Origin of the sequence: Arthrobacter sp. Alg241-R88, assembly GCF_900537115.1 — a bacterium.
In the GTDB taxonomy this organism is placed as follows: domain Bacteria; phylum Actinomycetota; class Actinomycetes; order Actinomycetales; family Micrococcaceae; genus Arthrobacter.
In genome coordinates this window covers 240,064-261,400 of record NZ_UNRG01000005.1, presented here as the reverse complement: position 1 = coordinate 261,400, position 21,337 = coordinate 240,064, and the positions used below count along the sequence as shown (strand labels likewise).

Genomic DNA, 21,337 nt, shown 5'->3' with positions numbered 1-21,337 from the left:
AGGAGGCAACCATGACTGACCGGCCCGAACGTCCCGGGCGCCGGCCGCACACTGACGGCCTGCCCAAAACAGAGCCGCTGACGCCCGCCCAGGTCCGGCAGAACGCCGCAGCCAAAAGAATGCTGCGGCGCCTGGTCCAGGGCGAAAACCCGCCCACCGCGCCGATGAGCATCGTGGACCGTTTGACGGGGAGTCCCTACGCCAACCCCATGATCCAGGTGGGCGGCGTTGACACCTCTGCCCGCAAAACCCTCGACTTCGCCCTGCACCTGGCCGAAACCATGTTCCGGTACGGAGCCGGGGCGCTCGAGGTGGAAACAAGCATCATCGCCGTCACCGCGGCGCTGGGCCTGAAGAACATCGAAGTGGACATCACCAACCAGTCCGTCGGCATCAACTACGCGCCCAAGGACCAGACGCCCATTTCGCTGCTGCGGGTGGTGCGTTCCTGGACCAACAACTACGCCGGCCTGGCAAAGGTTCACCAGCTGGTGACGGACATTGTGGCCGGGGGAGTAGGCCGGGACGAGGCGATCCGCCGGCTTGATGAGGCCATCACCAGCCCCAAGCCCTTTCCGCGCTGGATGGTCACCGTGGCCTTCGGTACGTTCGCGGCCGTCTTCGTGGGAGTCCTGGGCGGCGGACCGGTGTCCTCCGCCATCGCCTTCGTGGCCAACATCGGCATTAGCCTGCTGGCCCGCCAGCTGGGCCGCTGGCGCGTCCCGGACTTCTTCATCACCGCCAGTTGCTCCTTTGTGGTGACACAGCTGGCCCTGGTGCTATGGCAGTTCGGGCTGACAACATCCCCGGCCATTGTGGTGGTGGGCGGCATCCTGCTGCTCCTGCCGACAGGACGCCTCGTCTCGTCGGTGCAGGACGCCATCAACGGCTTCCCCGTGACGGCAGCAGGACGTTTCCTGTCCACTCTGCTGACCTTCGGCGCCATCGTTGCCGGTATCGCCGTCGCCTTCGTCGTGGGTGAGCTGACCGGCATGCAGCGCATCGACGTCACCGAAACCTTCCCGCCGGCCTATGACCTGTGGGTCCTGGTGATCTTTGTGGCGGTGGCCGTGATGGCGATTGGCATCACCGAACAGACCAGCTGGCAGCTCCTCCTGCCCACAGCCGCCGTGGGAGTGGCCGGCTACCTCGTCCTGCTCGCGGCCGGCCAGCTCGGCGTGGGTGACCGCTTTTCCCCGGCGCTGGCCGCCGTGGTCATCGGGCTGCTGGGGCGTGTGGTCGCTCTTCGTATGGGCGCCCCGCAACTGGTGGTTGCCGTGCCCGCAGCCTTGATCCTGCTGCCCGGCCTCACCATCTTCCGGTCCATGTACGTGCTTACCATCGAGGAGGCCGAGATCCTGCTCGGCGCCGGCGGGATGCTCAACGCCGGTGCCATCGTGCTGGGTACAGCGGGCGGAATTGTCCTCGGTGACACCCTTGCCCGGCCGCTGACGCGCAGCCTGGCGAGCAATGAGCGGCGGCGCGCCCGCCGCCGCTGAGACCGAGATAAGGCGCTGGGGTGGACCAACGCCGCCACGTCTGCCCTGGCTGGAGCTGCCCTGGCTGGACCTGCCCTGCCCGGGTCTGTCCTGGCTAGATCTGTCCCACCGGCAGCTTTTTCTCGGCCTGGAACACATCCTCCACGCGGCCCTTGGCCCAGTAGCCCGAGAGGGAGACCTGGCTGCGGTCCAGGCCCCGCTGGTCGAAAAAGACTCCGCGCAGTGCCTTCATGTAGCCCCGCTCGCCGTGGGCGAAAACATCCACCCGGCCCGCGGGCCATTCGGCCTGCGCGACGGCCTGCACCAGGAGGCCGCTCTCGCCGGCCGGGACACCATTGCGGGTGAGCCAGTGGATTTTCACTCCGGCGGGGGCCGCAATGGACTGGATCTCGGCGTCGGAATCCACCTCCACAAAGGCCAACCCTTCCGCTTCCGGCGGCAGGGACTCCAGGCATGCCGCAATCGCAGGCAGCGCAGCCTCGTCGCCGGCGTAGAGGTACCAGTCTGCGTCCGGCGCCGGGTTGTAGGCGCCCCCGGGGCCGGTAAAGGTCAGCACGTCGCCGGGCTGGGCCTTCGCAGCCCAGGGGCCCGCCAGACCTTCGTCACCGTGGACCACAAAATCGATGGCGAGCTCACGGGCCGCAGTGTCCACCCAGCGAAGGGTGTAGGTCCGGGTGAAGGGCCACTGTTCCCGGGGCATGGTCTCCCGGATGCTCCACAGGTCCAGCGGGGAGGGATACTCCACGCCGGGCTGGGGGAAAACGATCTTGACGTAGCGGTCGACGTAACCGTTGTTCACGAAGTCCGCGAAGCCGTCCCCGCCGGCCACAATCCGAACCATGTGCGGGGAAAGTTCTTCCCTGCGCAGCACGGAGAGGTTGATCTGCGGACGGCTTTTCTTGGTGGCGCTGGTAGCGGCGGGAAGGGTGCTCATAAGGCAAGCCTAAGCTAGGGTGCTGCAGGGAGTTCCCAGGTTACGCCCAGGGCACCCTGCCCAATCAGGAGTTCGTTGACCCGGCTGAAGGGCCGGGACCCAAAAAAGCCGCGGGATGCGGACAGCGGGCTGGGGTGGGCGCTGGCCACGGCAGGAGCCCCGTCCAGGAGGGGGCGGACGCTTTCGGCGTCCTTTCCCCACAGCACGGCAACCAGCGGCATCCGGGACCCGCTCCCATCCCGGCGTTGGGCGACCGCCGAGACCGCCGCCGTCGTGATCTTCTCCCAGCCCCTGCCGCGGTGCGAGCCTGCGGAGCCCGCCCGCACCGTCATCACGCGGTTCAGGAGCAGCACGCCCTGGTCAGCCCAGGCGGAAAGGTCGCCATGGACCCTGGCCGGCAACCCGAGATCAGACTCCAGCTCCCGGTAGATGTTCGCCAGGCTCCGGGGGATGGGCCGGGTGCGCGGATCCACGGAAAAGGACAATCCCACCGCGTGCCCCGGCGTCGGGTAGGGATCCTGGCCTACGATCAGGACCTTCACTTGGGCGAGGGGCTGCCGGAAGGCCCGCAGGACGGTCGACGGCGCCGGCAGCACCTGGTGCCCGGCTGCCACCTCGTCGGCAAGGAAGGTGAGCACCTTCCGAAGATCGCTTTCGACGCCCGCCAGGGCAGCGGCCCAGTCGGGAGCCATGAGCTCGTCCAACGGGAGCTGCGCCAACTCGCCGAAGCCGGCACCCTGGGCCGGCTCCCGCTCGAGTTCGAACAAGGCATCTGATTCAAACACGGTCCCATTCTTGCAGGGCAGCCCCTCCGGGCGCAGCCGCGCCTTTCGTAGCCCAAATGACAATGCTGTTATTCGTCCGTAGCATAGGGGTCAGACATTTTTCGTAACCAGCTAAGGAGTACGCCGTGGCGGAACCAGCCCGGGAGCACCTGCCGGAGCAGGAACCCCGGCCGTCCCTCCTGGCCGACTTCAAACTCCGGGAGTCGCCGCTCAGCGAGCGGGACCAGCAGATGCTTGCCCTGGAGCGGCAGTGGTGGAAGTACGCCGGCGCCAAGGAACAGGCCATCCGGGAGCTTTTCGACCTCTCCGCAACCCACTACTACCAGCTGCTCAACGCACTGATCGACACCGAGGATGCGCTGGCCCACGACCCCATGTTGGTCAAGCGGTTGCGTAGACTACGTACGTCGCGTCACCGTGCACGTACCGCACGGCGCCTGGGGTCCGACGCGTAAGACGCTCACGCTGAGCCTTCAGCAGCAATCAACAAGGATGTCGTTCCATCATGACCAAATACGCCCGCGATGAATTCGACAAGGTCCCTGAGGCCGCGTCGCGACAAGGTGTCCACCGCACGGCTTCCGCCCCGTCACGGGTACGGCTTTGGCCCATTCTTGCGGTGGGCGTGGCCGCACTGGCCATTGGACTGGTGTCCTTCCTGATCCTTCCAAAGCTCGGCTTCAGTGCGCCGGGCAGCCAGGCCGCTTCGAGCAGCCAGGAGGCATCCCCGCTGGCCGGCACCGGTTCCACACCTTCCGCCACTCCGGACGTTTCTCCGGAACCCTCTGCAGAGGCGTTGCCTTCTGCATCCGGTGAGCCCGAAACCAGCGCGGAAGCCGAACCGGAACCAAGCGCTTCAGACCCTGCTCCCGTGTTTATCGACAAGACGCAAAGCGTCGCCATCTACAACGCCGCCGGGACGGCAGGGCTGGCCAGCCGGGTTGGCGGGACGGTCCAGGCGGACGGCTGGACGCTGGGGCAGGTGGGTAACTGGGCAGGTTCCCCGCAGCAGGCCTCCGTCATCTTCTACCAGGGGGCAGACCAGTTGCCTAGCGCCCAGGCCCTTGCGGCCCTTCTGGGTATTCCCACCGTCGTCAACAGCACGGATTTCCAGGTACCGCTCGTTGTGGTCTTGGGGCCCGGCTACCGCTAAGCGGTGCGCCGCTTAGCGCTGTCCAACTGCAGCGGTTACGCCTCAATAACTATTGAGGACCGGCCAAAGCCATCCCGGCGCCACCGGCACTGGATTGACTAGAGTGAGTTTTCAGGGTCCGTTCATGCCGGCCGGCACACAGCGGCGGGGGCGTCCGGAAACAACGGAAAGAGTGGTCAGCATGGCACTGGGAACCGTCAAGTGGTTCAACGCTGAAAAGGGCTACGGCTTCATCACCGTCGACGGCTCGGGCGATGACATTTTTGTCCATTGGTCCGCCATCCAGGGTGAAGGTTACCGGGCCCTCGACGAGGGCCAGCGCGTGGAGCTTGAAGTCGGCGAAGGCGAGAAGGGCCCGCAGGCGGAAAGCGTCCGGCCGGCCGAGTGAACCATCTGATCCTCCGTCCCGGTATCCTCCGCCGGACGCTCGTCACGGCGGCCGCCTGCTCAACCCTGGTACTGACCGCCTGTTCCGGCGTCACCGGTAATGCGCGGGTGGAAGCCGCAGAGGCTTCCGGCGACGGTACCCTGCGCGTAGGCCTGATCCTGGACAACACCGGCCAAAACGGCTTCCTCAACGCCCCGCAACTGGCCGCCGCCAAGCTCGCCGTGCAGGAGATCAATGCCGCCGGCGGACACAAAGGCAGGCCGGTGGAGCTCCTGCCCACCGACACAGGGCAGGATGCGGCATTGCAGGCCCAGGCGCTGGTTGCCGCAAAAGCGGACGTCGTCATCGGCCCCACCGATTCGAGCCATACCGCAGCGGCCATCGACGTCCTCTCCCGCGCCCGGACTCCGCTTATCTCACCCGCCAACACGGCCGCCGGGCTGAGCAATATCAGTAGCGGTGGCTATTACTTTCGGACCGCATCGGCCGATGTCGCAGAGGGCCCGGTACTGGTGAAGATGGCGAAGGACGCCGGCGCCACCTCAGTTGCGGTGATGTACCAGGAGGGCTCCTACGGCAAGGACCTTTCCGACGCCGTCGCCGCGTCTGCCGAGCAGGCTGGCGTGGAAGTGCTGTCCACTGCCGCCTTTACGCCGGGCGACGCCGGCAGCGCGGCCGATGCTGCCGCCAACGCGCGCCCGGGCGCCGTCATTGTCATCGCCCGTGATGGAGCGCAGGGCGCGCTGGCAGAACTGGCAAATTCACGTGTTGACGGGAAACTGCTCATCCTCAGTGACGGTGCCTTCGGCCGTTACGGATCAGGAGTGGCAACCGGCTACTTGGAGGGCGCCCGCGCGGTGGTTCCCGGACAGCTTCCCGATGCCGACTTCCAGGCAAGGCTCCTGACAGTGGACCCGGGCCTGAAGGACGTGTCCTTCGCCGCCGAAGCCTATGACGCCGTGACCGTTGCTGCCTTGGCTGCTGCGAGGGCGCAGGACGACGCCGGCCGGTCTATTGCCGCCAACCTGATCGCTGTTTCGGGAGGCATGGCTGAAGGATCAGCGGGCGGCGCTGCCGCCGAGGCGTGCCAGTCCTACAAGGATTGCCTGGCACGTTTGAAGTCCGGGCCGGATGCCAATTACGACGGCGAGTCCGGGCCGGTTGCGTTCGACGCCAACGGGGACGTCACGGCAGCCACCTTCACCGTCTTCACCTATGGGGCCGACAACAACCCCGTCATTAGCGGCCTTGAGAGGGCGGGACGGGCTTCGAACTGAACCCTGCCGCCGCTGGCGGAAGGTACTGTTTTCCGTCCCTTTCGCTTGCACTCTCACGTGGGGAGTGCTAATTATTGAGTTAGCACTCTGACGTACCGACTGCTAAAGCAATGCTGGTTCCGGCCTGCGGCGCGCGGCACCGGTCGAGGAGCGAAGAAACACCTAACTGGAGTGAGATCCGCAGCCGGAGGCATACAGAGGCCAACGGCAAAGGATCGTCCGTCGCGGGCACTGCAGCGAAGGTTCATTCTTAACGACTGTCCCGAAAGGACTATTGCCGTTATGGCCAAGATCATTGCATTTGATGAAGAGGCACGCCGCGGCCTTGAGCGGGGCCTGAACATCCTCGCCGACGCCGTTAAGGTCACCCTCGGCCCGCGTGGACGCAACGTCGTCCTCGAAAAGAAGTGGGGCGCCCCCACGATCACCAACGATGGTGTTTCCATCGCCAAGGAGATCGAGCTGGACGATCCCTACGAGAAGATCGGCGCCGAGCTGGTCAAGGAAGTTGCCAAGAAGACGGACGACGTCGCTGGCGACGGCACCACCACGGCTACCGTGCTGGCACAGGCACTGGTGAAGGAAGGCCTGCGCAACGTTGCGGCCGGCGCCGACCCGCTGTCCCTCAAGCGCGGCATCGAGAAGGCAGTTGAGGCCGTCACGGCCGAACTGCTGAACTCCGCCAAGGAAATCGAAACCAAGGAAGAGATCGCCGCTACGGCGTCCATCTCCGCCGGCGACGAGGAAATCGGCGCCCTCATTGCCGAAGCCCTGGACAAGGTGGGCAAGGAAGGCGTCATCACGGTCGAGGAGTCCAACACCTTCGGCCTGGAGCTTGAGCTCACCGAAGGCATGCGCTTCGACAAGGGCTACATCTCCGCCTACTTCGTCACCGACACGGAGCGCCAGGAAACGGTCCTCGAGGATCCGTACATCCTGATCGTCAACTCCAAGATCTCCAACGTCAAGGAACTGGTTGCTGTCCTCGAAAAGGTCATGCAGTCCAACAAGCCGCTGCTGATCATCGCCGAGGACATCGAGGGCGAGGCGCTTGCCACCCTGATCGTCAACAAGATCCGCGGCACCTTCAAGTCCGTCGCCGTCAAGGCTCCCGGCTTCGGTGACCGCCGCAAGGCGCAGCTTGCCGACATCGCCGTCCTCACCGGTGGCCAGGTCATCGCCGAGGAAGTTGGCCTCAAGCTGGAGAACGCCGGCCTGGAACTCCTGGGCAAGGCACGCAAGGTTGTTGTCACCAAGGACGAAACCACCATCGTCGAGGGTGCAGGCGACGCCGACCAGATCGCCGGCCGCGTATCCCAGATCCGCGCCGAGATCGAGAACTCCGATTCGGACTACGACCGCGAGAAGCTGCAGGAACGCCTGGCCAAGCTGGCCGGCGGCGTGGCAGTCATCAAGGCCGGTGCCGCAACCGAGGTTGAACTCAAGGAGCGCAAGCACCGCATCGAAGACGCAGTGCGCAACGCAAAGGCTGCTGTTGAGGAAGGCATCGTTGCCGGTGGCGGCGTGGCCCTCATCCAGGCCGGTGCCAAGGCATTCGCCAACCTGCAGCTGTCCGGCGACGAAGCAACCGGCGCGAACATCGTCCGCGTTGCCATCGACGCACCGCTGAAGCAGATCGCCTTCAACGCCGGCCTGGAGCCGGGCGTTGTGGTGGACAAGGTCCGCGGCCTGCCCGCCGGCCACGGCCTGAACGCTGCAACCGGCGAATACGTCGACTTGCTGGCCGCCGGTGTGAACGACCCCGTCAAGGTAACCCGCTCTGCCCTGCAGAACGCGGCTTCCATTGCCGGCCTGTTCCTCACCACCGAGGCAGTTGTGGCCGACAAGCCGGAGAAGAATGCTGCTCCGGTTGGCGGCGGCGACGACATGGGCGGCATGGGCGGCTTCTAGCCTTCCCGCCGGGCCTGTCCCGCACGTAAACACGCAAAAGCGGCCCCCTCGTTTGAGGGGGCCGCTTTTGCGTGGGTCGGGGTTTCTGCGGACAGTGCTACTTCCGGGCGCCGGCCAGCATTCCTTCAACTTCCTTCTTGAATGCTTCGGCAGCCGCCTCCGGCGTGAGGCGGTCGTAGAGGACCTCGTCGGTGTACCGCTTGATGACGTTCTGCACGCTGCCGGCGCCTACCGGGGGAACGGGCGGCGCTTCCTCCATGTCGGGGGCGATGTCCTTCAGGAAGCCCACCACTGTGGTGTCGGCAGACTTCAGGGAGGGCGTAATGCCCTCTACGATCTCCGTGTTGGTGGGCACGCCCCGGTCGGTCATCAGGATGGCTCCGGCATCCGGGCTGTTGGCCAGATAGTTGATGAAGGTGGCCGCGGCTTCAGGGTGCTTGGACCGCGAAGAAGCGGACCAGAACATGGTGGGCTTGTAGTACATGCCGTTATCTGCAGCGGAGCCGTCCTTGCTGGGCGCCCGGAGCATCTTGATGCTGCTGCCGGTGGTGGCTTCCAATGAGCCGAGCTGGTTTGTCCACCACCACGCCATGCCCACCCTGTTGGTGCCGAAGAGGCTCTCCTCAAGGCCGGCACCGGAGTCCTCCGTGGCGACTGTCGCCGGCGGGCTCGCCTTGGAATCGCGCTGTTCCTTCAGGCGCTCCCAGAAGGAGGCGGCCGTTTTGGTGTCGAAGTCCAGCTTGCCGTCCTCGGAATAAAGGTTCTCACCGTGCTGGCGCAGCCAGATGATCAGGTCCGCCTCGTTGCTGCCGTAGGCCGCGCCGTAGTTCTTGCCGTCTCCTGCGGCGCTGATCTTGGATGCGGTCTCGATGAATTCATCCCAGGTCCACTTGGTATCATCCGGCAGGGGCACGTTGGCGGCTTCGAAGACCTTGGTATTGGCCATGATGACATAGGCGTTCTGGCCCGTGCTCAGCCCATACTGGGCGTCCTCGTACTGGCCCGAGGCCAGAGCTTCCTTGTCCAGCTTGGAGGTATCGATGCCCTCTTGCTTGGACAGGTCCAGCAGGGCTCCGCGGCCGCCGTACTCAGCAATGTATTTCTGGTCCATCTGGATGACATCAGGGGCATCGTTGGCTGCAGTCTTGGTGGCAAGCTTGTCCCAGTAGCTGGCCCACTCGCCGGGTTCAGACTCGATCTTGATGTTCGGGTGCTCTGCTTCGAAAGCGTCGATGACCTTTTCGGTTTGCGCATTGAGGTACTCGTTGCCCCACCAAGCAAATCTGAGGGTCACTTCCTCGTTGCTGCTGGGGCTGGTGGACGCACCACAGCCGGTTGCGAGGAGGGAGAGCGCCAGGGCTGCCGCGCCGAGCTGGAATTTCCTCCGGCTAACGGTTGGAATCGTCATTGATGTGCCTTCCTTGTTCTGATGAAACGCGCTTCCCCCCGGGCTTCCCGTCCGGCATCTGCCCCTTGGATAGATAATGAGAAAGCGCTTTCTCGTATAACGTCCGATTGTGCCGTTGCTTTGATCCCCGCGTCAAGAGGTTGGGGCAAACGCTTTCCTCCTGCTTTCTCAAACGCCTTTTGGCGCGGCGGCAGCTGTGATGACGCTGCTGCCCTCCGGGGGACGCTCTTACCGGCATCACCGGATTGCCACCGACTTCTGGCAGGATGGACCGGTGACAATTACTGCAGCGGCCGACGGTTCGGCTTTAGGAAACCCCGGCCCGGCCGGTTGGGCCTGGTACGTGAATGACGATTGCTGGCGAGCCGGCGGTTGGCCACACGGCACCAACAACCAGGGCGAGCTGATGGCTGTCCTGGATTTGCTCCGGGCCACGGCGCACCTCCGCCACGAGGACCTGCACATCCTCTGCGACAGCCAGTACGTCATCAACTCGATTACCAAGTGGATGCCGGGGTGGAAGCGCAAAGGCTGGCGGAAGGCGGACGGCAAACCGGTGCTGAACGTCGATCTGTTGAAAGAGTTGGACCGGGAGCTCGCGGGACGGAAGTACAGGTTTGAATGGGTCAAGGGGCACGCCGGCCATGACCTGAACGAAGCCGCCGATGAGCGGGCGCGGGCCGCTGCGACTGCCTACCAGCAAGGGGTGGCGGCCAGATCGGGACCAGGGTTTCCCGGCGCCCACCATGCACCCGCTTCCGTTACGCAGGGAGCCGGCAGAGCCCCTGCCGCCGGTGAACGCCCGGAAGCCGCCTCCGGCGTACCTGACCTCTTCAGCCAGCAGGACCTCACCCAACCGGCGACCGCCCAACCGGAGAGCACACGGCGCAGAGTTACGCGGCAGGACACCACCCGGAAGGAACCCGCCCTGGAGAAATCGGCCGCAGGGGAAGCTGCCCAGTTGGACTTTACCCAGCTGGACTTTGCCCAGCTGGACGGCGCTTTTGACCTGGCGGGGGTTGCAGGCCAGGCGGAAACAGCCCCGCCAGAAGCGCTTGTGGAAGAGCTGGAGCGTGAACTGCTCGGCCCCCTGGTGCGCGGCGACATCGGCAGGACAGCTGTCCTGCTGCACCCGGACTTTCTGGAAATTGGCAGCTCGGGCAGGGTCTGGACGCGGGACGCCATGATGATGGCACTCGAAGAAGACCCGGGCGAGCGGACCGACATCGAGATCCTCGGCGCGGACCGCATTGGCACCAGCGCTGTCCTGCTGACGTACCGGAGCTACGCACGCTCCGGCACCACGCTCAGGAGCTCGCTGTGGGTGCTGGATGGCGGCCGCTGGCGGCTGCGGTTCCATCAAGGCACCCCGGAAGCCTAGGACTGCAAACAGGGCAAGATCAGCTGAATCTTTGAGTGTTTCCCTGCTCCGCCTGCGCATACGTGGCGGCAGCCGAAGCGAGGGCCATGTTGATTGAGGCCAGAGACGCCTCCACCCTTCCCTGGGTAATGGTCCACTCCGTGATGAGTGCTTGGAAGTTGGTGGCAGCGGAGCCCCGCCAGGAGCCCTGAAGCTCGTCAAGCCCGCGCTTCATGGCTTGGACATCGGCGCTGATCCGGTCCACGGTTGCCTGGACGTTGGCGGACTTGAGCTGGAGGAGTTCGGTGTCGACTGAAATGATGCTCATGGCAGGGCCTTTCGCTGGAACGGGCAACTTCTGCTCCCGCGCCCGGGCTGTCCGGGCTACTGCCTCGAGCCTAGGAAAGCGGAGGGGCCGCTGCCATCACCGGGAACCTATATGTGGATAACCCTGCCGTCGCTGCCCCGGGCGCTGCCGGCGGGCCTGGGAAACGAGCCCAGGCTTTCTGCTTCCTCGCCGTCCGCTGCTTCCGTCTCCGGTGCGTCATCGCGGTGCGGGAGGGTGGCCACCAGTGTTGCGCCCCCGCCGTCGGTAGGTTCCACCCGGACCGAACCGCCGTGGGAGCCCACGATCGCGGCGACGATGGCCAGTCCCAGCCCACTGCCTCCCGTCTCCCTTGTACGGGAGGTATCTGCCCGGTAGAAGCGTTCGAAAACCTTGGAGGCGTCCTCCTCCGAGATCCCGGGCCCGTGGTCGCGGACTTCGATGACTGACCTGAGCTGCCCGCCCTCTGTGGCGCGGACGCCTACAGCCAGCTCGATGGAGCTGTCCTCGGGGGTGTAGCGCAGGGCATTTCCTACGAGGTTGCCCACCACCTGGCGAAGTTTGGCTTCGTCGCCCAGCACGGGTGCGGGCGCTGCCGGGCCGCCGTCGAGCCCGGTGAGCGATATCACCCGTGAGCGGGCGCTGGCCTGGGTGTCCACCACCGCGTCGTGGGCGATCAGCTGGAGGTCCACGGGCTTTTGCTGCAACGGCCGTTGCTCATCCAGGCGGGCCAGCAGCAGCAGGTCCTCCACCATGGAGCCCATGCGCTTGGCTTCGCTCTCGATCCTGCCCATGGCAGTGGCCACGTCCTCGTCCGTGGCCAGGGCGCCGTGCCGGTACAGCTCGGAGAAACCACGGATGGTCACCAGCGGAGTCCTCAGTTCATGGGATGCATCGGCTGCGAACCGGCGCATCCTCGCCTCAGACGCCGTGCGTGCGGAAAAGGCCGTCTCGATGTGGGCGAGCATCGCGTTCAGGGAGCTGCTGAGCCGGCCCAGCTCGGTACCGGGATTTTCCACGTCCACGCGGCGGGAAAGGTCGCCGGCAGCAATGGCGGCGGCCGTCTTTTCCACCCGTGCCAGCGGCCGGAAGGAGCGCGAGACAGTCCAGCTTGCGATCATGGACGCCAGCAGGAGCGTCAGCAGGCCCACCCCGGTAACCACCAGGCTGGCATGTTTCAGCACATCATCCACGCTCTGCAGCGGCAGCCCGATGACCACTACTGCTTCGGATTCCTCCGTCTGCACAGGGACCGCTACTACCCGCCAGTTCTGGCCGTCATCGCCGCGGACCTGGTAGGGAACCGCGCCGCGGTCCCGGGCCTGCTGCACGGTGATGGCAGGGATCTCCGGGCCGCCGTCGTCAGGGTCGCCGCCGAACGGATACGGCTTTTGTCCCGGAACAAAGAGAATCAGCGAATAGTCGGTGGGGACCATGGGGTTGCGTGCCTGCAGCGGCGTAAACGACTGTTGCTCCTTCGCGAGGTCCACCGCTGCGTACAGCTTGTCGTCCACCTGGGCCTGAAGGTAGCTGCGGAGCAAGGCAAGCGTGCCTGCACCGGTGACTGTCAGGGCAACAATGAGCAGCGCCATGATCATGGCCACCAGTTGCGTCCTGAGCGAGGACGACTTCCACCGCTGCAGCAAGGTCAGCGCTTTTCTGCCGTCCGGAGCACGTACCCCACGCCCCGCTTGGTCTGGATCAGGGCAGGAGCTGCAGGGTCAATGTCGACTTTCCGGCGCAGGTAGGAGATGTAAGACTCCACGATGGAGGCATCACCGTTGAAGTTGTACTCCCACACATGGTCCAGGATCTGTGACTTGGACAGCACCCGGTTGGGGTTGAGCATGAGGTAGCGGAGCAGCTTGAACTCCGTGGGGGACAGTTCGATGACGGTGCCGCCGCGCCGCACTTCGTGGGCGTCGTCGTCGAGCTCCAGGTCATCGACGCGGATCACGGCGTCGTCGTCGAGCAGGGGCTGCGTTCGGCGCAGGACGGCACGGATCCGGGCAACTACTTCATCGAGGCTGAATGGTTTGGTCACGTAGTCGTCCCCGCCGACAGTGAGGCCTGTCACCTTGTCCTCTGTATCGTCCTTTGCTGTCAGGAACAGAACGGGGAAGTGCTTCCCTGAAGCCCTGAGGCGGCGGGTGACGGTGAACCCGTCCATATCAGGGAGCATAACGTCCAGAACGGCAAGGTCCGGTGCGTGCAGGTCGGCAGCGGCAAGGGCGTCGCGTCCATTTGCTGCGGAGACGACGTCGAACCCGGCGAACCGAAGGGACGTCGAGAGCAACTCCCGGATGTTGGGTTCGTCATCCACTACCAGGAGCTTTGCCTCAGGGCCGTTCTTGTTCATGCTTCCATGATGCTCCCGAAATCTGGGAGTTGTCTGGATGGTTGTTGTGAGCGGGGTGCGCCGGTGTTTCACCACCCCAGCGTTCCGGGTTCACCCTTGAAGGGGCCGACTATCCGCTTGGTGATCCAGCCACCGTAGTAGCCGCCGGCCTGGGGGAGCACACGCTCACCGTCCACCTCGCAGTAGTCCATCCTGCCGGGATAGACCGCAACGCGGTCCAATAGAGCAGCGTAAGCGGCAACGGGCTCCGGGTAGAACCACGCCGCCCCCTCCGCGAGCTTCCCGCCGCCGCGGACATCAAGGTACCGCGCCGAGCCCTTGAACTCACAGAAGCTGCTTCCCGGTGCAGGCTTCAGTGCATTCGGGTGGAAGTCTGACCGGAGCAGGTAGTAGGCCGGAGGGTGGCTCGTCTCCAGAACACGGAGCGAATCTGTGGTTTCCAGGATGAGTTCGCCGCCCAGAAAGATCCGGATCCGTTCCTGGCTCTGCTCTACGCGCGGCGGGCGGGGATAGTCCCACACTGATTCCTGTCCTGGCAGGGGAATGACGGGCCTTCTCTCGGAACGCATGCCTCCAGTGTGCGCCTCGCCCGTACGGTTCGCACTGGACGGGCGCCCAGTGCCCGATGGACGGGCGCCCAGTTCAGATGCACGGGCGACCGGTTCCCACTGGAAGGGACCGGCCCTGCGGGAGGCCCGGCTATTCGGCCGTTTCCACGTCCTTGGCGTCCATGATGCGGTAGGCGTAACCCTGCTCGGCAAGGAACCGCTGGCGCTTGGCGGCGAAGTCCTGGTCCAGGGTGTCCCGGGCCACGAGCGAGTAGAACCGCGCCGCCCGGCCGTCCTTCTTGGGCCGCAGCAGCCTGCCCAACCGTTGTGCTTCTTCCTGCCGCGACCCGAAGGAACCGGAAACCTGGATCGCCACCGAGGCCTCGGGAAGGTCGATGGAAAAGTTGGCAACCTTCGAGACCACGAGCGCCTGGATCTCGCCGGCACGGAAGGCATCAAAAAGCCTTTGGCGTACCTTCACGGACGTGTCGCCCTTGATGACCGGCGCCCCGAGGCGCTCGCCGAGGTCGTCCAGCTGGTCGATGTACTGGCCGATGACCAGCAGTTGCTCCCCGCTGTGCCGGGCCACGAGCTGTTCCACCACCTGCGTTTTGGACTCGGAGGTTGCACAAAGCCGGTACTTGTCAGCGTCGTCCGCCATCGCGTAGGCAACCCGCTCGTCCCGCGGCAGGTCCACCCGGACCTCCACGCAGTCTGCCGGGGCGATGTAGCCCTGGGACTCGATGTCCTTCCATGGCGCGTCGTAGCGCTTGGGTCCAATCAGGCTGAATACCTCGCCCTCGCGGCCGTCTTCCCGCACCAGGGTTGCTGTCAGGCCAAGGCGGCGCCTGGCCTGCAGGTCCGCGGTCATCCGGAAGATCGGCGCAGGCAGCAGATGGACTTCGTCGTAGATGATCAGGCCCCAGTCATGCCCATCCACCAGTTCAAGGTGCGGATACAGGCCGCCGCGCTTGGTGGTGAGGACCTGGTAAGTGGCAATGGTCACCGGCCGTACTTCCTTCACAGCCCCCGAGTACTCGCCAATCTCGTCCTCGGTGAGGGACGTGCGCTTGAGCAACTCGTCCTTCCATTGCCGGGCAGCCACCGTGTTGGTCACCAGGATCAGCGTGGTGGTGGAACCGGTGGCCATGGCTGCGGCACCCACCAGGGTTTTACCCGCCCCGCAGGGCAGCACCACAACCCCGCTGCCTCCTGCCCAGAAGTTGTCACTGGCCATCTGCTGGTACGGCCGCAGTTTCCAGCCGTCCTCATTCAGCGCGATCAGGTGCGGGGTGCCGTCCACGTAGCCGGCCAGGTCCTCTGCCGGCCACCCAATCTTGAGCAGAAGCTGCTTAAGCTGTCCACGCTGGGAGGCGTGCACCACCACGGTTTCACCGTCGATGCGCGGTCCCAGCAGCGGCTGGATCTTTTTGGACCGAATTACTTCCTCAATGACCGGGTAATCGTCAGTCCGCATGACCAGCCCGTGCTGCGGGTCCTTTTCCAGACGCAGCCGGCCGTACCTGGACATGGTTTCCTCGACGTCGATCAGCAGCGAATGCGGCACGGGGAACCGGGAATACTTCAGGAGGGTGTCGAGGACCTTCTCGGCGTCCAGACCGGCCGCACGGGCATTCCACAAGCCCAAGGGAGTCAACCTGTAGCTGTGAACGTGCTCAGGGGCGCGTTCCAGCTCGGCGAACGGTGCGATGGCATGCCGGGCTTCGGTGGCGAGCTCATGATCAACCTCGAGCAGGATGGTCTTATCGCTCTGGACTATCAAGGGGCCGTCGTTCACGCGGGGGAGTCCTTCACTGGCGCAGTTCCTCTGCTGCCTCAATGTCAATGATGCGATGGATGGACAGCACCCGTTCGGTGTCCTTCGCGGGGTCGAAGACCCGCACCCTTCCGCCGCTTACTGACAGGGGAACAACAACTTCCAGGTTGGCATTCCCCAGGCCGTCCACTACGTTCATGCTGATGCGCTGCTTGAGCCGGATGGCCCGCTGCAGCGCCTCCAGGCCAAGCTGCGTGGCTGCCTCACCGGTGTGGTCTGCGTCCGCGCCGTGATGAATCCCGACGGCGGCAGGACGGTGGCGCAGCACATCCAGTTGTGCTTGCACTTCCTCCGCCGGCGGAGCTGTCCGCGGCGCAGTGTAGATGGGGCGGGACGGGGCATGGGGTGCCGGAACGCGCCGGAGCCGGAGCACCGGCGGCTCCGAATCGTCAAAGGACGGGGACAGGCCCAGGCTCCGGAGAACCTGCGCTGTTTCCCGCGGCGGCGCCGAAGAGATAAGCACCGTGGGCGCAATCCGTACCAGCCCCAGCCCCTCCGTCTTAGGTCCGGCCAACAGCTCCAGCAGGGCAGCCTCATCCTCGCTCTGGACGAAACTGGCCGCCGCACCCACCCGCAGCCGGCCATGCCGGGCAGCCGTATCCTCCACGAGGTATTGCAGCGGCTGGGGTACAGCAGTGGCCGAGTGTTCCTTCAGGAACTCCAGCACCGTGGAGGCGTCGTGGCCGGCATCAAGTGCACGCCGGATGGAGTCGGGCGAGAAACGGTAGATGGTGGCCGGCCCTTGGCCTTCGGCATCGGCCATCAGCAGCAGTTTCTCGGTCAGTGCCGGGGCGAGGTAGCCGGGGGCAACGGCGGTGAGGTCCGCCTGGAGCAGCACGTGGTTCAGTTCCGCGGGCAGGTGCTCGCCCAGAATGGAGAGGGCGGCCTCGGGATCGTCGTCCGCGATGGCGCTTCCCAGTTGACTCAAGGCCCCGGAGCCCAGCAGTCCGAGTATTTCGGCTTCGGCCAGGACTCCGCGGATCAGGGAGCTGAACCGCCGGGCCATTCGCGGCTGGGCCCATTCTGCACGCTGGAGTACCGCTGGCGCGTCCAGGACCGGCGCAGTTCCGTCAGGGGCTGCTGCTTCATGGGTGAGTTCGTTCAGGATCTCCAGGATCCGTTTGCGTACCACGGGGGCGTCGGGCCGTTGCGCTTCGGCTGACAACGCGATGATGGTGCTCCCGGAAGCAGCCCGGTGCGCTGCCGCTCCCGGGGTTCCGTTGATCGGCTGCCCCACCATGGACGGTACGCGCTCGCTGCCCAGCCAGGCGTTGACGAGCCACAGCCACTGTTCCTGCCTGGGCAGGATAAGCCACTCCAGCTCCGGCGGCTGGACCCAGGATGATGAGTCGACATCCAGGCGGATCAGCCCTGCAAGCCCGCAGAGCTCCAGGAGCAGCCCGGCCCGGGGCTGGTCGATGCGTAGCATCTCGGCCAGCCGTCTCATCTCACGGACACCCACGCCGCCGCTGCGAAGTGTGGCCAGGGGCTGTTCGCGCACAGCATGGAGTACTTCACCCACCAACCGGAGCGTCTCGCCAATGGCGCCCAGGGCAGCATTGCGCCGCAACGCGGCACTGGTCCGGCCGAGTTCCGGCACCGGCGGTGACAGCCTGAAGTCGTCGATGATGGCGCCGCCCCGCAGCGAGAGCCCTACGCTGTGGGGCAGCTCCACATGGGCGGCGTCCAGCGGCACCAGCAGGCCCCGTGCCAGGAGCCAATCGATGGGCCCGACGTCGGATCCCTCGGTGGTGATGGACGCCTTTCGTTGCGCCTGGGGAACAGCCCCCATGGCCCAGTTCCTGAACCGGGCGAGCAGGGCCGCCGTCCGTTCCGGAGCCGTGGCCAAAAGGTCCTGCAGGGCATCCGGGGAGGACGTCCAGTGCTGCAGGGCCAGCGCCGCCTCCATGGGCGTTGTGGCTCCGTGGATGGCTGCGCCGCTGCGGTGAAGTTCGGAAACGAGCTGGACCGCCCGCTGCGCGAACGCCGGCTGGAGGCGCACCAGCTCCGTATAGCTGCGGCCAAGCCCCGCGGGATAGATTCCCACCACGTCCTTGAGGCTGCCAACGGGAAGGTAGAAGCGCTGCCTGTTGTTGCCGATGGCGGGCGTTCCGTGCGGAGGTTCGGCGCGGTGTACCAGCGCGAGTTCCTGCAGGGACGCCAGGATACGTTCCACAGCGGCAACCGTGGAACCCGAAATGAGTTTGCGCAACCCAGCGGCGGAAGCGCTGTGCTCGGTATCCGTGTTGGTGCACAGGTGAAGGGTTTCCAGGACCTGCATCTGTGGCCGGTTGAGGCGCTCCAGGGCGCGCTGGACGCTCACGCGCCCGCTGGCCCTGGCCGCGAGGGCGGCGAAGTCGGGTACGGCGGGTGAGATAAGGTCTGGCCGCGCGTCGAACAGCGCCCGCAACGAGTCGTCGCTGCGGGCCTCCAGGTCCTTGCTGAGCGCGCGAATAAGGGACATCAGTCCAACGTTACCGCCCGCCCGGTTTTCCTGCCCGGCGGCGCCCGGCCACACTGTCCAGAACAAGGAACAGCATCAGAAGGAACGCCAGCGGCAGGCCGTACAGGGCGGTGTAAGTGACCCAGGCAGGAGCAACTGAACCGGCGAAGGCGAATGCCATAACGGCAGCCACCGCCACCAGCGAAAGCACGGCAATAACTGCGGCGAAGATCGTCAGGGGACGCCGGTAACGCGAGGGTGTCATGGACGTAACGCTAACAGCCCGGTCTGACAGTCCCGGAATGAGTGCAGGGTGGCGCTGGGGAGAGGCATCGAAAGCAGGATTACGGCACCGGGCAGGATAACCTTGAGGGATACAGACCAACACGGTCTTTAGCCGTCATACCCTGGACCCGCACAACAATGTGGATGCGGTGACGGCTGGCCGTGTCTCAAGACGCAGAACGAAGAAGGTTGATTACGTGCCTACCGGCAAGGTCAAGTGGTATGACAAGGAAAAAGGCTTCGGATTCCTCGCGGGCGAAGATGGCCAGGAAGTCTTCCTGCCCAAATCGTCGCTGCCTGAGGGCGTAACCGAGCTGAAGGCCGGCACCCGCGTCGAGTTTGGTGTGGCTGACGGCCGCAAGGGTGCCCAGGCCCTGGGCCTGCGTGTGCTGGACAAGACGCCGTCCATCGCCAAGGCCAAACGGCCCAGTGCGAAGGACCTTGCGCCGCTGGTCCAGGACCTGGTGACTGTTTTGGACAACCTGTCCGGAACCCTTTCCAAAGGCAAGTACCCGGAAGGCAATAAGGGCAAGGCCATCGCCGCCGCCCTGCGTAAGGTTGCCGACGAGCTGGACGTTTAGGCCCTGATGAACCGGGAAGCTGATCAGCAGGACCTGGAGTCACTCCATCCGGAGTCAATGCCCTTGGGGAAGGGTCTGGAGTCACCGGACGAATCGATGGACCCGGTGTCGTTGGAGTCGGCGCAGCCGCAGGCAGGTGCCGCAGCCGGCGGGGCCGCCGGTGGTACCGCGGCCACTGCCGGCCTTGTGCCTGCCGGCCAGGCGCCTGGGGCGGCAAAAGCAGCCAAGCGCCGCGCCGGTGTGCCCGTGTGGCGGACCGGCAAACCGGACGCTTTCCTTGCTGCTGCCGTGGACACGGCACGGACCGCCATTGAGGGCATCACCGCGGCATCGGACGTTGGGCAGCACCTGGCAGCCAAGAGCGAAGGCGACCGCCTGGTAACCCACCTCTTTGAATGCAGGCTGCCCGGCTACGCCGGGTGGCAGTGGTTCGCCGTGCTGACCCGGAATTCGCGGTCCAAGGTGGTCACCGTCAACGAGCTCGGCCTTTTGCCGTCCGAGGAGTCCATCCTGGCACCCGAATGGGTTCCGTGGGCGGAACGGGTGCGCCCTGAGGATGAGCAGGAACAGGAATCGGAGCCCGGCGAAGATCGGGCGCACGCGCCGGAAGCAGGCATGTCCGATGCCGGTGCACAGCAGGCCGGTGTACGCGCGGACGAGGCCGAGGTACCGGAAACTGTCGCTATCGAGCCCACTACCACTGAGCCCGCCACCACGGAGCCCGCCACCGCACGGCCTGCTGACGGGGATGCTGGCGCCCTGGACAATGAAGCCCTGGACGCTCTAGCCCTGGACGTCGTCTCCCGGGATGACCAAGCCCTGCTTATAGAAGCCGCGCACGAGCCGGAAGAACCCTCAGGCCACGACGCCGGGACGGACTAAGGTACGGAATACCGCGCCCAGGCACGGAAACTGAGCTAAGACGGGCAAACGGCGCCGACCGGGCAGAACCCGGGCGGCGCCGTCGTACGTTAAGGCTGGAGCGTTATGTCAGCCGGATGGCCTGCGCGGTTCCGGTCACTTGCGCAGTTCGCCCACCACGTAATCGATGCTGGCCAGCAGGGCGGAAACATCTGCCGGCTCAATGGCCACGAACGTTGCAATGCGCAGCTGGTTGCGGCCGAGCTTGCGGTACGGCTCCGTATCCACGATTCCGTTGGCGCGCAGGACTTTGGCGACCACTGCGGCATCCACGGACTCATCGAAGTCGATGGTTGCAATAACGTTTGAGCGCTCCTCCGGGTTCGTCACGAAGGGGGTCGCGAACTCCGAGGCCTCTGCCCAGCTGTAAATGCGGCCGGCGGAGTCTGCCGTGCGCGAAGAAGCGAAGTCCAGGCCCCCATTGGAGTTCAGCCACTGCACCTGGGCGTCCAGCGTTACCAGCGTGGACAGTGACGGAGTGTTGTAGGTCTGGTTCAGGCGCGAGTTGTCGATGGCCGTCTGCAGGTCCAGGAAATCCGGTATCCAGCGGCCGCCCGCCTTGATCCGCCCTGCACGTTCCAGTGCAGCGGGGGAGAACAATCCCAGCCAGAGGCCGCCGTCGGACGCAAAGTTCTTTTGCGGCGCAAAGTAGTAAACGTCACTTTCCGCTACATCCACGTCCAGCCCGCCCGCGGCAGAGGTGGCATCCACCAGGACCAGGGCCCCTTCGTCTGCTCCGGCAACACGCTTGACCGGGGCAGAAACCCCCGTGCTGGTCTCGTTTTGCGGCCACGCGTAGATGTCCACCCCGGCTTCGGCCTTGGCTGAAGGGCGTGTGCCCGGCTCGGACTTGATGATGGACGAGGAGTCCAGGAAGGGCGCCTTGTTGGTGGCTGCGGCAAATTTGGAGCCGAACTCGCCGAAGGAAAGGTGCTGGGCCTTGTTTTCAACCAGGCCGAAGCTTGCCACGTCCCAGAAAGCCGTGGAGCCGCCCACGCCCAGGACCACTTCGTAGCCCTCAGGGGCGCGGAAGAACTGGCTGAGACCCTCGCGGACGGAGCCAACCAGGTTCTTGACCGGTGCCTGGCGGTGGGAGGTGCCAAGGATGTTCTTCGAGGCGGCGGACAGCGCATCAATCTGCTCCTGCCTGACCTTGGAAGGCCCGGCGCCGAACCGTCCGTCCTTGGGCAGGAGGTCGGCAGGAATAGTGATGCTGGTTTCGCTCACGGGTGCTCCAATTTCGGGCTGGACATGGCTTTAATCCGGACGGGTGTTGGTGGCCGGCAGCCGGTGACGGCTGCAACCAGGGCCTCCCTTATTCTG

The 21,337-nt window shown here is 65.3% G+C and carries 20 protein-coding genes; 9 read left to right on the top strand and 11 right to left on the bottom strand.

Going from position 1 to position 21,337, the window contains the following annotated elements:
* Positions 1–11 precede the first annotated feature (11 nt).
* Positions 12–1,499 (top strand): threonine/serine exporter family protein, encoded by a 1,488-nt coding sequence (locus tag G6R19_RS13420; RefSeq protein ID WP_163165695.1) that lies wholly within the window; start codon positions 12–14, stop codon positions 1,497–1,499.
* 94 nt (positions 1,500–1,593) lie between these two features.
* On the opposite strand, the gene G6R19_RS13415 is transcribed toward G6R19_RS13420, so the two are convergent.
* Entirely contained in the window at positions 1,594–2,433 is an 840-nt protein-coding gene (locus tag G6R19_RS13415) for a siderophore-interacting protein (protein WP_163165693.1), read from the bottom strand.
* 14 nt (positions 2,434–2,447) lie between these two features.
* A complete protein-coding gene (locus tag G6R19_RS13410) occupies positions 2,448–3,218 on the bottom strand; it encodes a uracil-DNA glycosylase (protein WP_163165691.1) in 771 nt (256 codons plus the stop codon).
* A 125-nt stretch (positions 3,219–3,343) separates the two neighbouring features.
* Between G6R19_RS13410 and G6R19_RS13405 the strand changes: the two genes are divergently transcribed.
* From G6R19_RS13405 to groL, 5 genes are all read left to right on the top strand, one after another.
* Complete coding sequence (locus G6R19_RS13405) at positions 3,344–3,673, top strand: DUF3263 domain-containing protein (RefSeq protein ID WP_163165689.1); 330 nt, start codon at positions 3,344–3,346, stop codon at positions 3,671–3,673.
* A gap of 50 nt (positions 3,674–3,723) precedes the next feature.
* The gene (locus G6R19_RS13400; RefSeq protein ID WP_163165687.1) at positions 3,724–4,371 is read left to right on the top strand and encodes a LytR C-terminal domain-containing protein; all 648 of its coding nucleotides are present in this window, start codon (positions 3,724–3,726) and stop codon (positions 4,369–4,371) included.
* Between the two features lie 181 nt (positions 4,372–4,552).
* Positions 4,553–4,759, top strand: coding sequence for a cold-shock protein (locus G6R19_RS13395; RefSeq protein WP_015936110.1), 207 nt, complete (start codon positions 4,553–4,555; stop codon positions 4,757–4,759).
* Positions 4,760–4,764: 5 nt separating this feature from the next.
* On the top strand, positions 4,765–6,036 hold the full coding sequence (locus tag G6R19_RS13390; protein ID WP_163165805.1) for an ABC transporter substrate-binding protein: 1,272 nt from the start codon (positions 4,765–4,767) through the stop codon (positions 6,034–6,036).
* Between the two features lie 282 nt (positions 6,037–6,318).
* Positions 6,319–7,947 carry a chaperonin GroEL gene (groL, locus tag G6R19_RS13385; RefSeq protein ID WP_163165685.1) on the top strand — a complete coding sequence of 543 codons (1,629 nt, stop codon included), beginning with the start codon at positions 6,319–6,321 and terminating at the stop codon, positions 7,945–7,947.
* A 97-nt stretch (positions 7,948–8,044) separates the two neighbouring features.
* Here the strand turns inward: groL and G6R19_RS13380 are convergent, their stop codons facing one another.
* Entirely contained in the window at positions 8,045–9,355 is a 1,311-nt protein-coding gene (locus G6R19_RS13380) for a sugar ABC transporter substrate-binding protein (RefSeq protein WP_163165684.1), read from the bottom strand.
* A 274-nt stretch (positions 9,356–9,629) separates the two neighbouring features.
* Between G6R19_RS13380 and G6R19_RS13375 the strand changes: the two genes are divergently transcribed.
* On the top strand, positions 9,630–10,736 hold the full coding sequence (locus G6R19_RS13375) for a ribonuclease HI family protein (protein ID WP_163165682.1): 1,107 nt from the start codon (positions 9,630–9,632) through the stop codon (positions 10,734–10,736).
* 19 nt (positions 10,737–10,755) lie between these two features.
* Here G6R19_RS13375 and G6R19_RS13370 read toward each other — a convergent pair whose 3' ends face one another.
* From G6R19_RS13370 to G6R19_RS13340, 7 genes are all read right to left on the bottom strand, one after another.
* Entirely contained in the window at positions 10,756–11,043 is a 288-nt protein-coding gene (locus G6R19_RS13370; protein WP_163165680.1) for a WXG100 family type VII secretion target, read from the bottom strand.
* 107 nt (positions 11,044–11,150) lie between these two features.
* Positions 11,151–12,686 carry a HAMP domain-containing sensor histidine kinase gene (locus tag G6R19_RS13365; protein ID WP_205484413.1) on the bottom strand — a complete coding sequence of 512 codons (1,536 nt, stop codon included), beginning with the start codon at positions 12,684–12,686 and terminating at the stop codon, positions 11,151–11,153.
* A gap of 2 nt (positions 12,687–12,688) precedes the next feature.
* Positions 12,689–13,399 carry a response regulator transcription factor gene (locus tag G6R19_RS13360; RefSeq protein ID WP_163165678.1) on the bottom strand — a complete coding sequence of 237 codons (711 nt, stop codon included), beginning with the start codon at positions 13,397–13,399 and terminating at the stop codon, positions 12,689–12,691.
* A 68-nt stretch (positions 13,400–13,467) separates the two neighbouring features.
* The gene (locus tag G6R19_RS13355) at positions 13,468–13,968 is read right to left on the bottom strand and encodes a DUF427 domain-containing protein (RefSeq protein ID WP_163165676.1); all 501 of its coding nucleotides are present in this window, start codon (positions 13,966–13,968) and stop codon (positions 13,468–13,470) included.
* A 130-nt stretch (positions 13,969–14,098) separates the two neighbouring features.
* A complete protein-coding gene (locus G6R19_RS13350; RefSeq protein WP_163165674.1) occupies positions 14,099–15,745 on the bottom strand; it encodes a DNA repair helicase XPB in 1,647 nt (548 codons plus the stop codon).
* A 13-nt stretch (positions 15,746–15,758) separates the two neighbouring features.
* Entirely contained in the window at positions 15,759–18,248 is a 2,490-nt protein-coding gene (locus G6R19_RS13345; RefSeq protein ID WP_163165672.1) for a helicase-associated domain-containing protein, read from the bottom strand.
* A gap of 10 nt (positions 18,249–18,258) precedes the next feature.
* The gene (locus G6R19_RS13340; protein ID WP_163165670.1) at positions 18,259–18,492 is read right to left on the bottom strand and encodes a hypothetical protein; all 234 of its coding nucleotides are present in this window, start codon (positions 18,490–18,492) and stop codon (positions 18,259–18,261) included.
* A 217-nt stretch (positions 18,493–18,709) separates the two neighbouring features.
* Here G6R19_RS13340 and G6R19_RS13335 point away from each other — a divergent pair, with 217 nt between their 5' ends.
* Together G6R19_RS13335 and G6R19_RS13330 are read left to right on the top strand one after the other, a co-directional pair.
* On the top strand, positions 18,710–19,093 hold the full coding sequence (locus G6R19_RS13335; RefSeq protein WP_013599963.1) for a cold shock domain-containing protein: 384 nt from the start codon (positions 18,710–18,712) through the stop codon (positions 19,091–19,093).
* 96 nt (positions 19,094–19,189) lie between these two features.
* The gene (locus G6R19_RS13330) at positions 19,190–19,975 is read left to right on the top strand and encodes a DUF3027 domain-containing protein (protein WP_163165801.1); all 786 of its coding nucleotides are present in this window, start codon (positions 19,190–19,192) and stop codon (positions 19,973–19,975) included.
* A 135-nt stretch (positions 19,976–20,110) separates the two neighbouring features.
* Here the strand turns inward: G6R19_RS13330 and serC are convergent, their stop codons facing one another.
* Positions 20,111–21,241 (bottom strand): phosphoserine transaminase, encoded by a 1,131-nt coding sequence (gene serC / locus G6R19_RS13325; protein WP_163165668.1) that lies wholly within the window; start codon positions 21,239–21,241, stop codon positions 20,111–20,113.
* Positions 21,242–21,337: the final 96 nt, after the last annotated feature.

Excerpts from the sequence above, each read along its gene's own strand:
- G6R19_RS13420 (WP_163165695.1), top strand. The coding sequence starts at position 12 with ATGACTGACCGGCCCGAACGTCCCGGGCGCCGGCCGCACACTGACGGC.
- G6R19_RS13415 (WP_163165693.1), bottom strand. The coding sequence starts at position 2,433 with ATGAGCACCCTTCCCGCCGCTACCAGCGCCACCAAGAAAAGCCGTCCG.
- G6R19_RS13380 (WP_163165684.1), bottom strand. The coding sequence starts at position 9,355 with ATGACGATTCCAACCGTTAGCCGGAGGAAATTCCAGCTCGGCGCGGCA.
- G6R19_RS13395 (WP_015936110.1), top strand. The coding sequence starts at position 4,553 with ATGGCACTGGGAACCGTCAAGTGGTTCAACGCTGAAAAGGGCTACGGC.
- G6R19_RS13345 (WP_163165672.1), bottom strand. The coding sequence starts at position 18,248 with ATGTCCCTTATTCGCGCGCTCAGCAAGGACCTGGAGGCCCGCAGCGAC.
- G6R19_RS13360 (WP_163165678.1), bottom strand. The coding sequence starts at position 13,399 with ATGAACAAGAACGGCCCTGAGGCAAAGCTCCTGGTAGTGGATGACGAA.
- G6R19_RS13340 (WP_163165670.1), bottom strand. The coding sequence starts at position 18,492 with ATGACACCCTCGCGTTACCGGCGTCCCCTGACGATCTTCGCCGCAGTT.
- G6R19_RS13370 (WP_163165680.1), bottom strand. The coding sequence starts at position 11,043 with ATGAGCATCATTTCAGTCGACACCGAACTCCTCCAGCTCAAGTCCGCC.
- groL (WP_163165685.1), top strand. The coding sequence starts at position 6,319 with ATGGCCAAGATCATTGCATTTGATGAAGAGGCACGCCGCGGCCTTGAG.
- G6R19_RS13400 (WP_163165687.1), top strand. The coding sequence starts at position 3,724 with ATGACCAAATACGCCCGCGATGAATTCGACAAGGTCCCTGAGGCCGCG.
- G6R19_RS13355 (WP_163165676.1), bottom strand. The coding sequence starts at position 13,968 with ATGCGTTCCGAGAGAAGGCCCGTCATTCCCCTGCCAGGACAGGAATCA.
- G6R19_RS13330 (WP_163165801.1), top strand. The coding sequence starts at position 19,190 with ATGGACCCGGTGTCGTTGGAGTCGGCGCAGCCGCAGGCAGGTGCCGCA.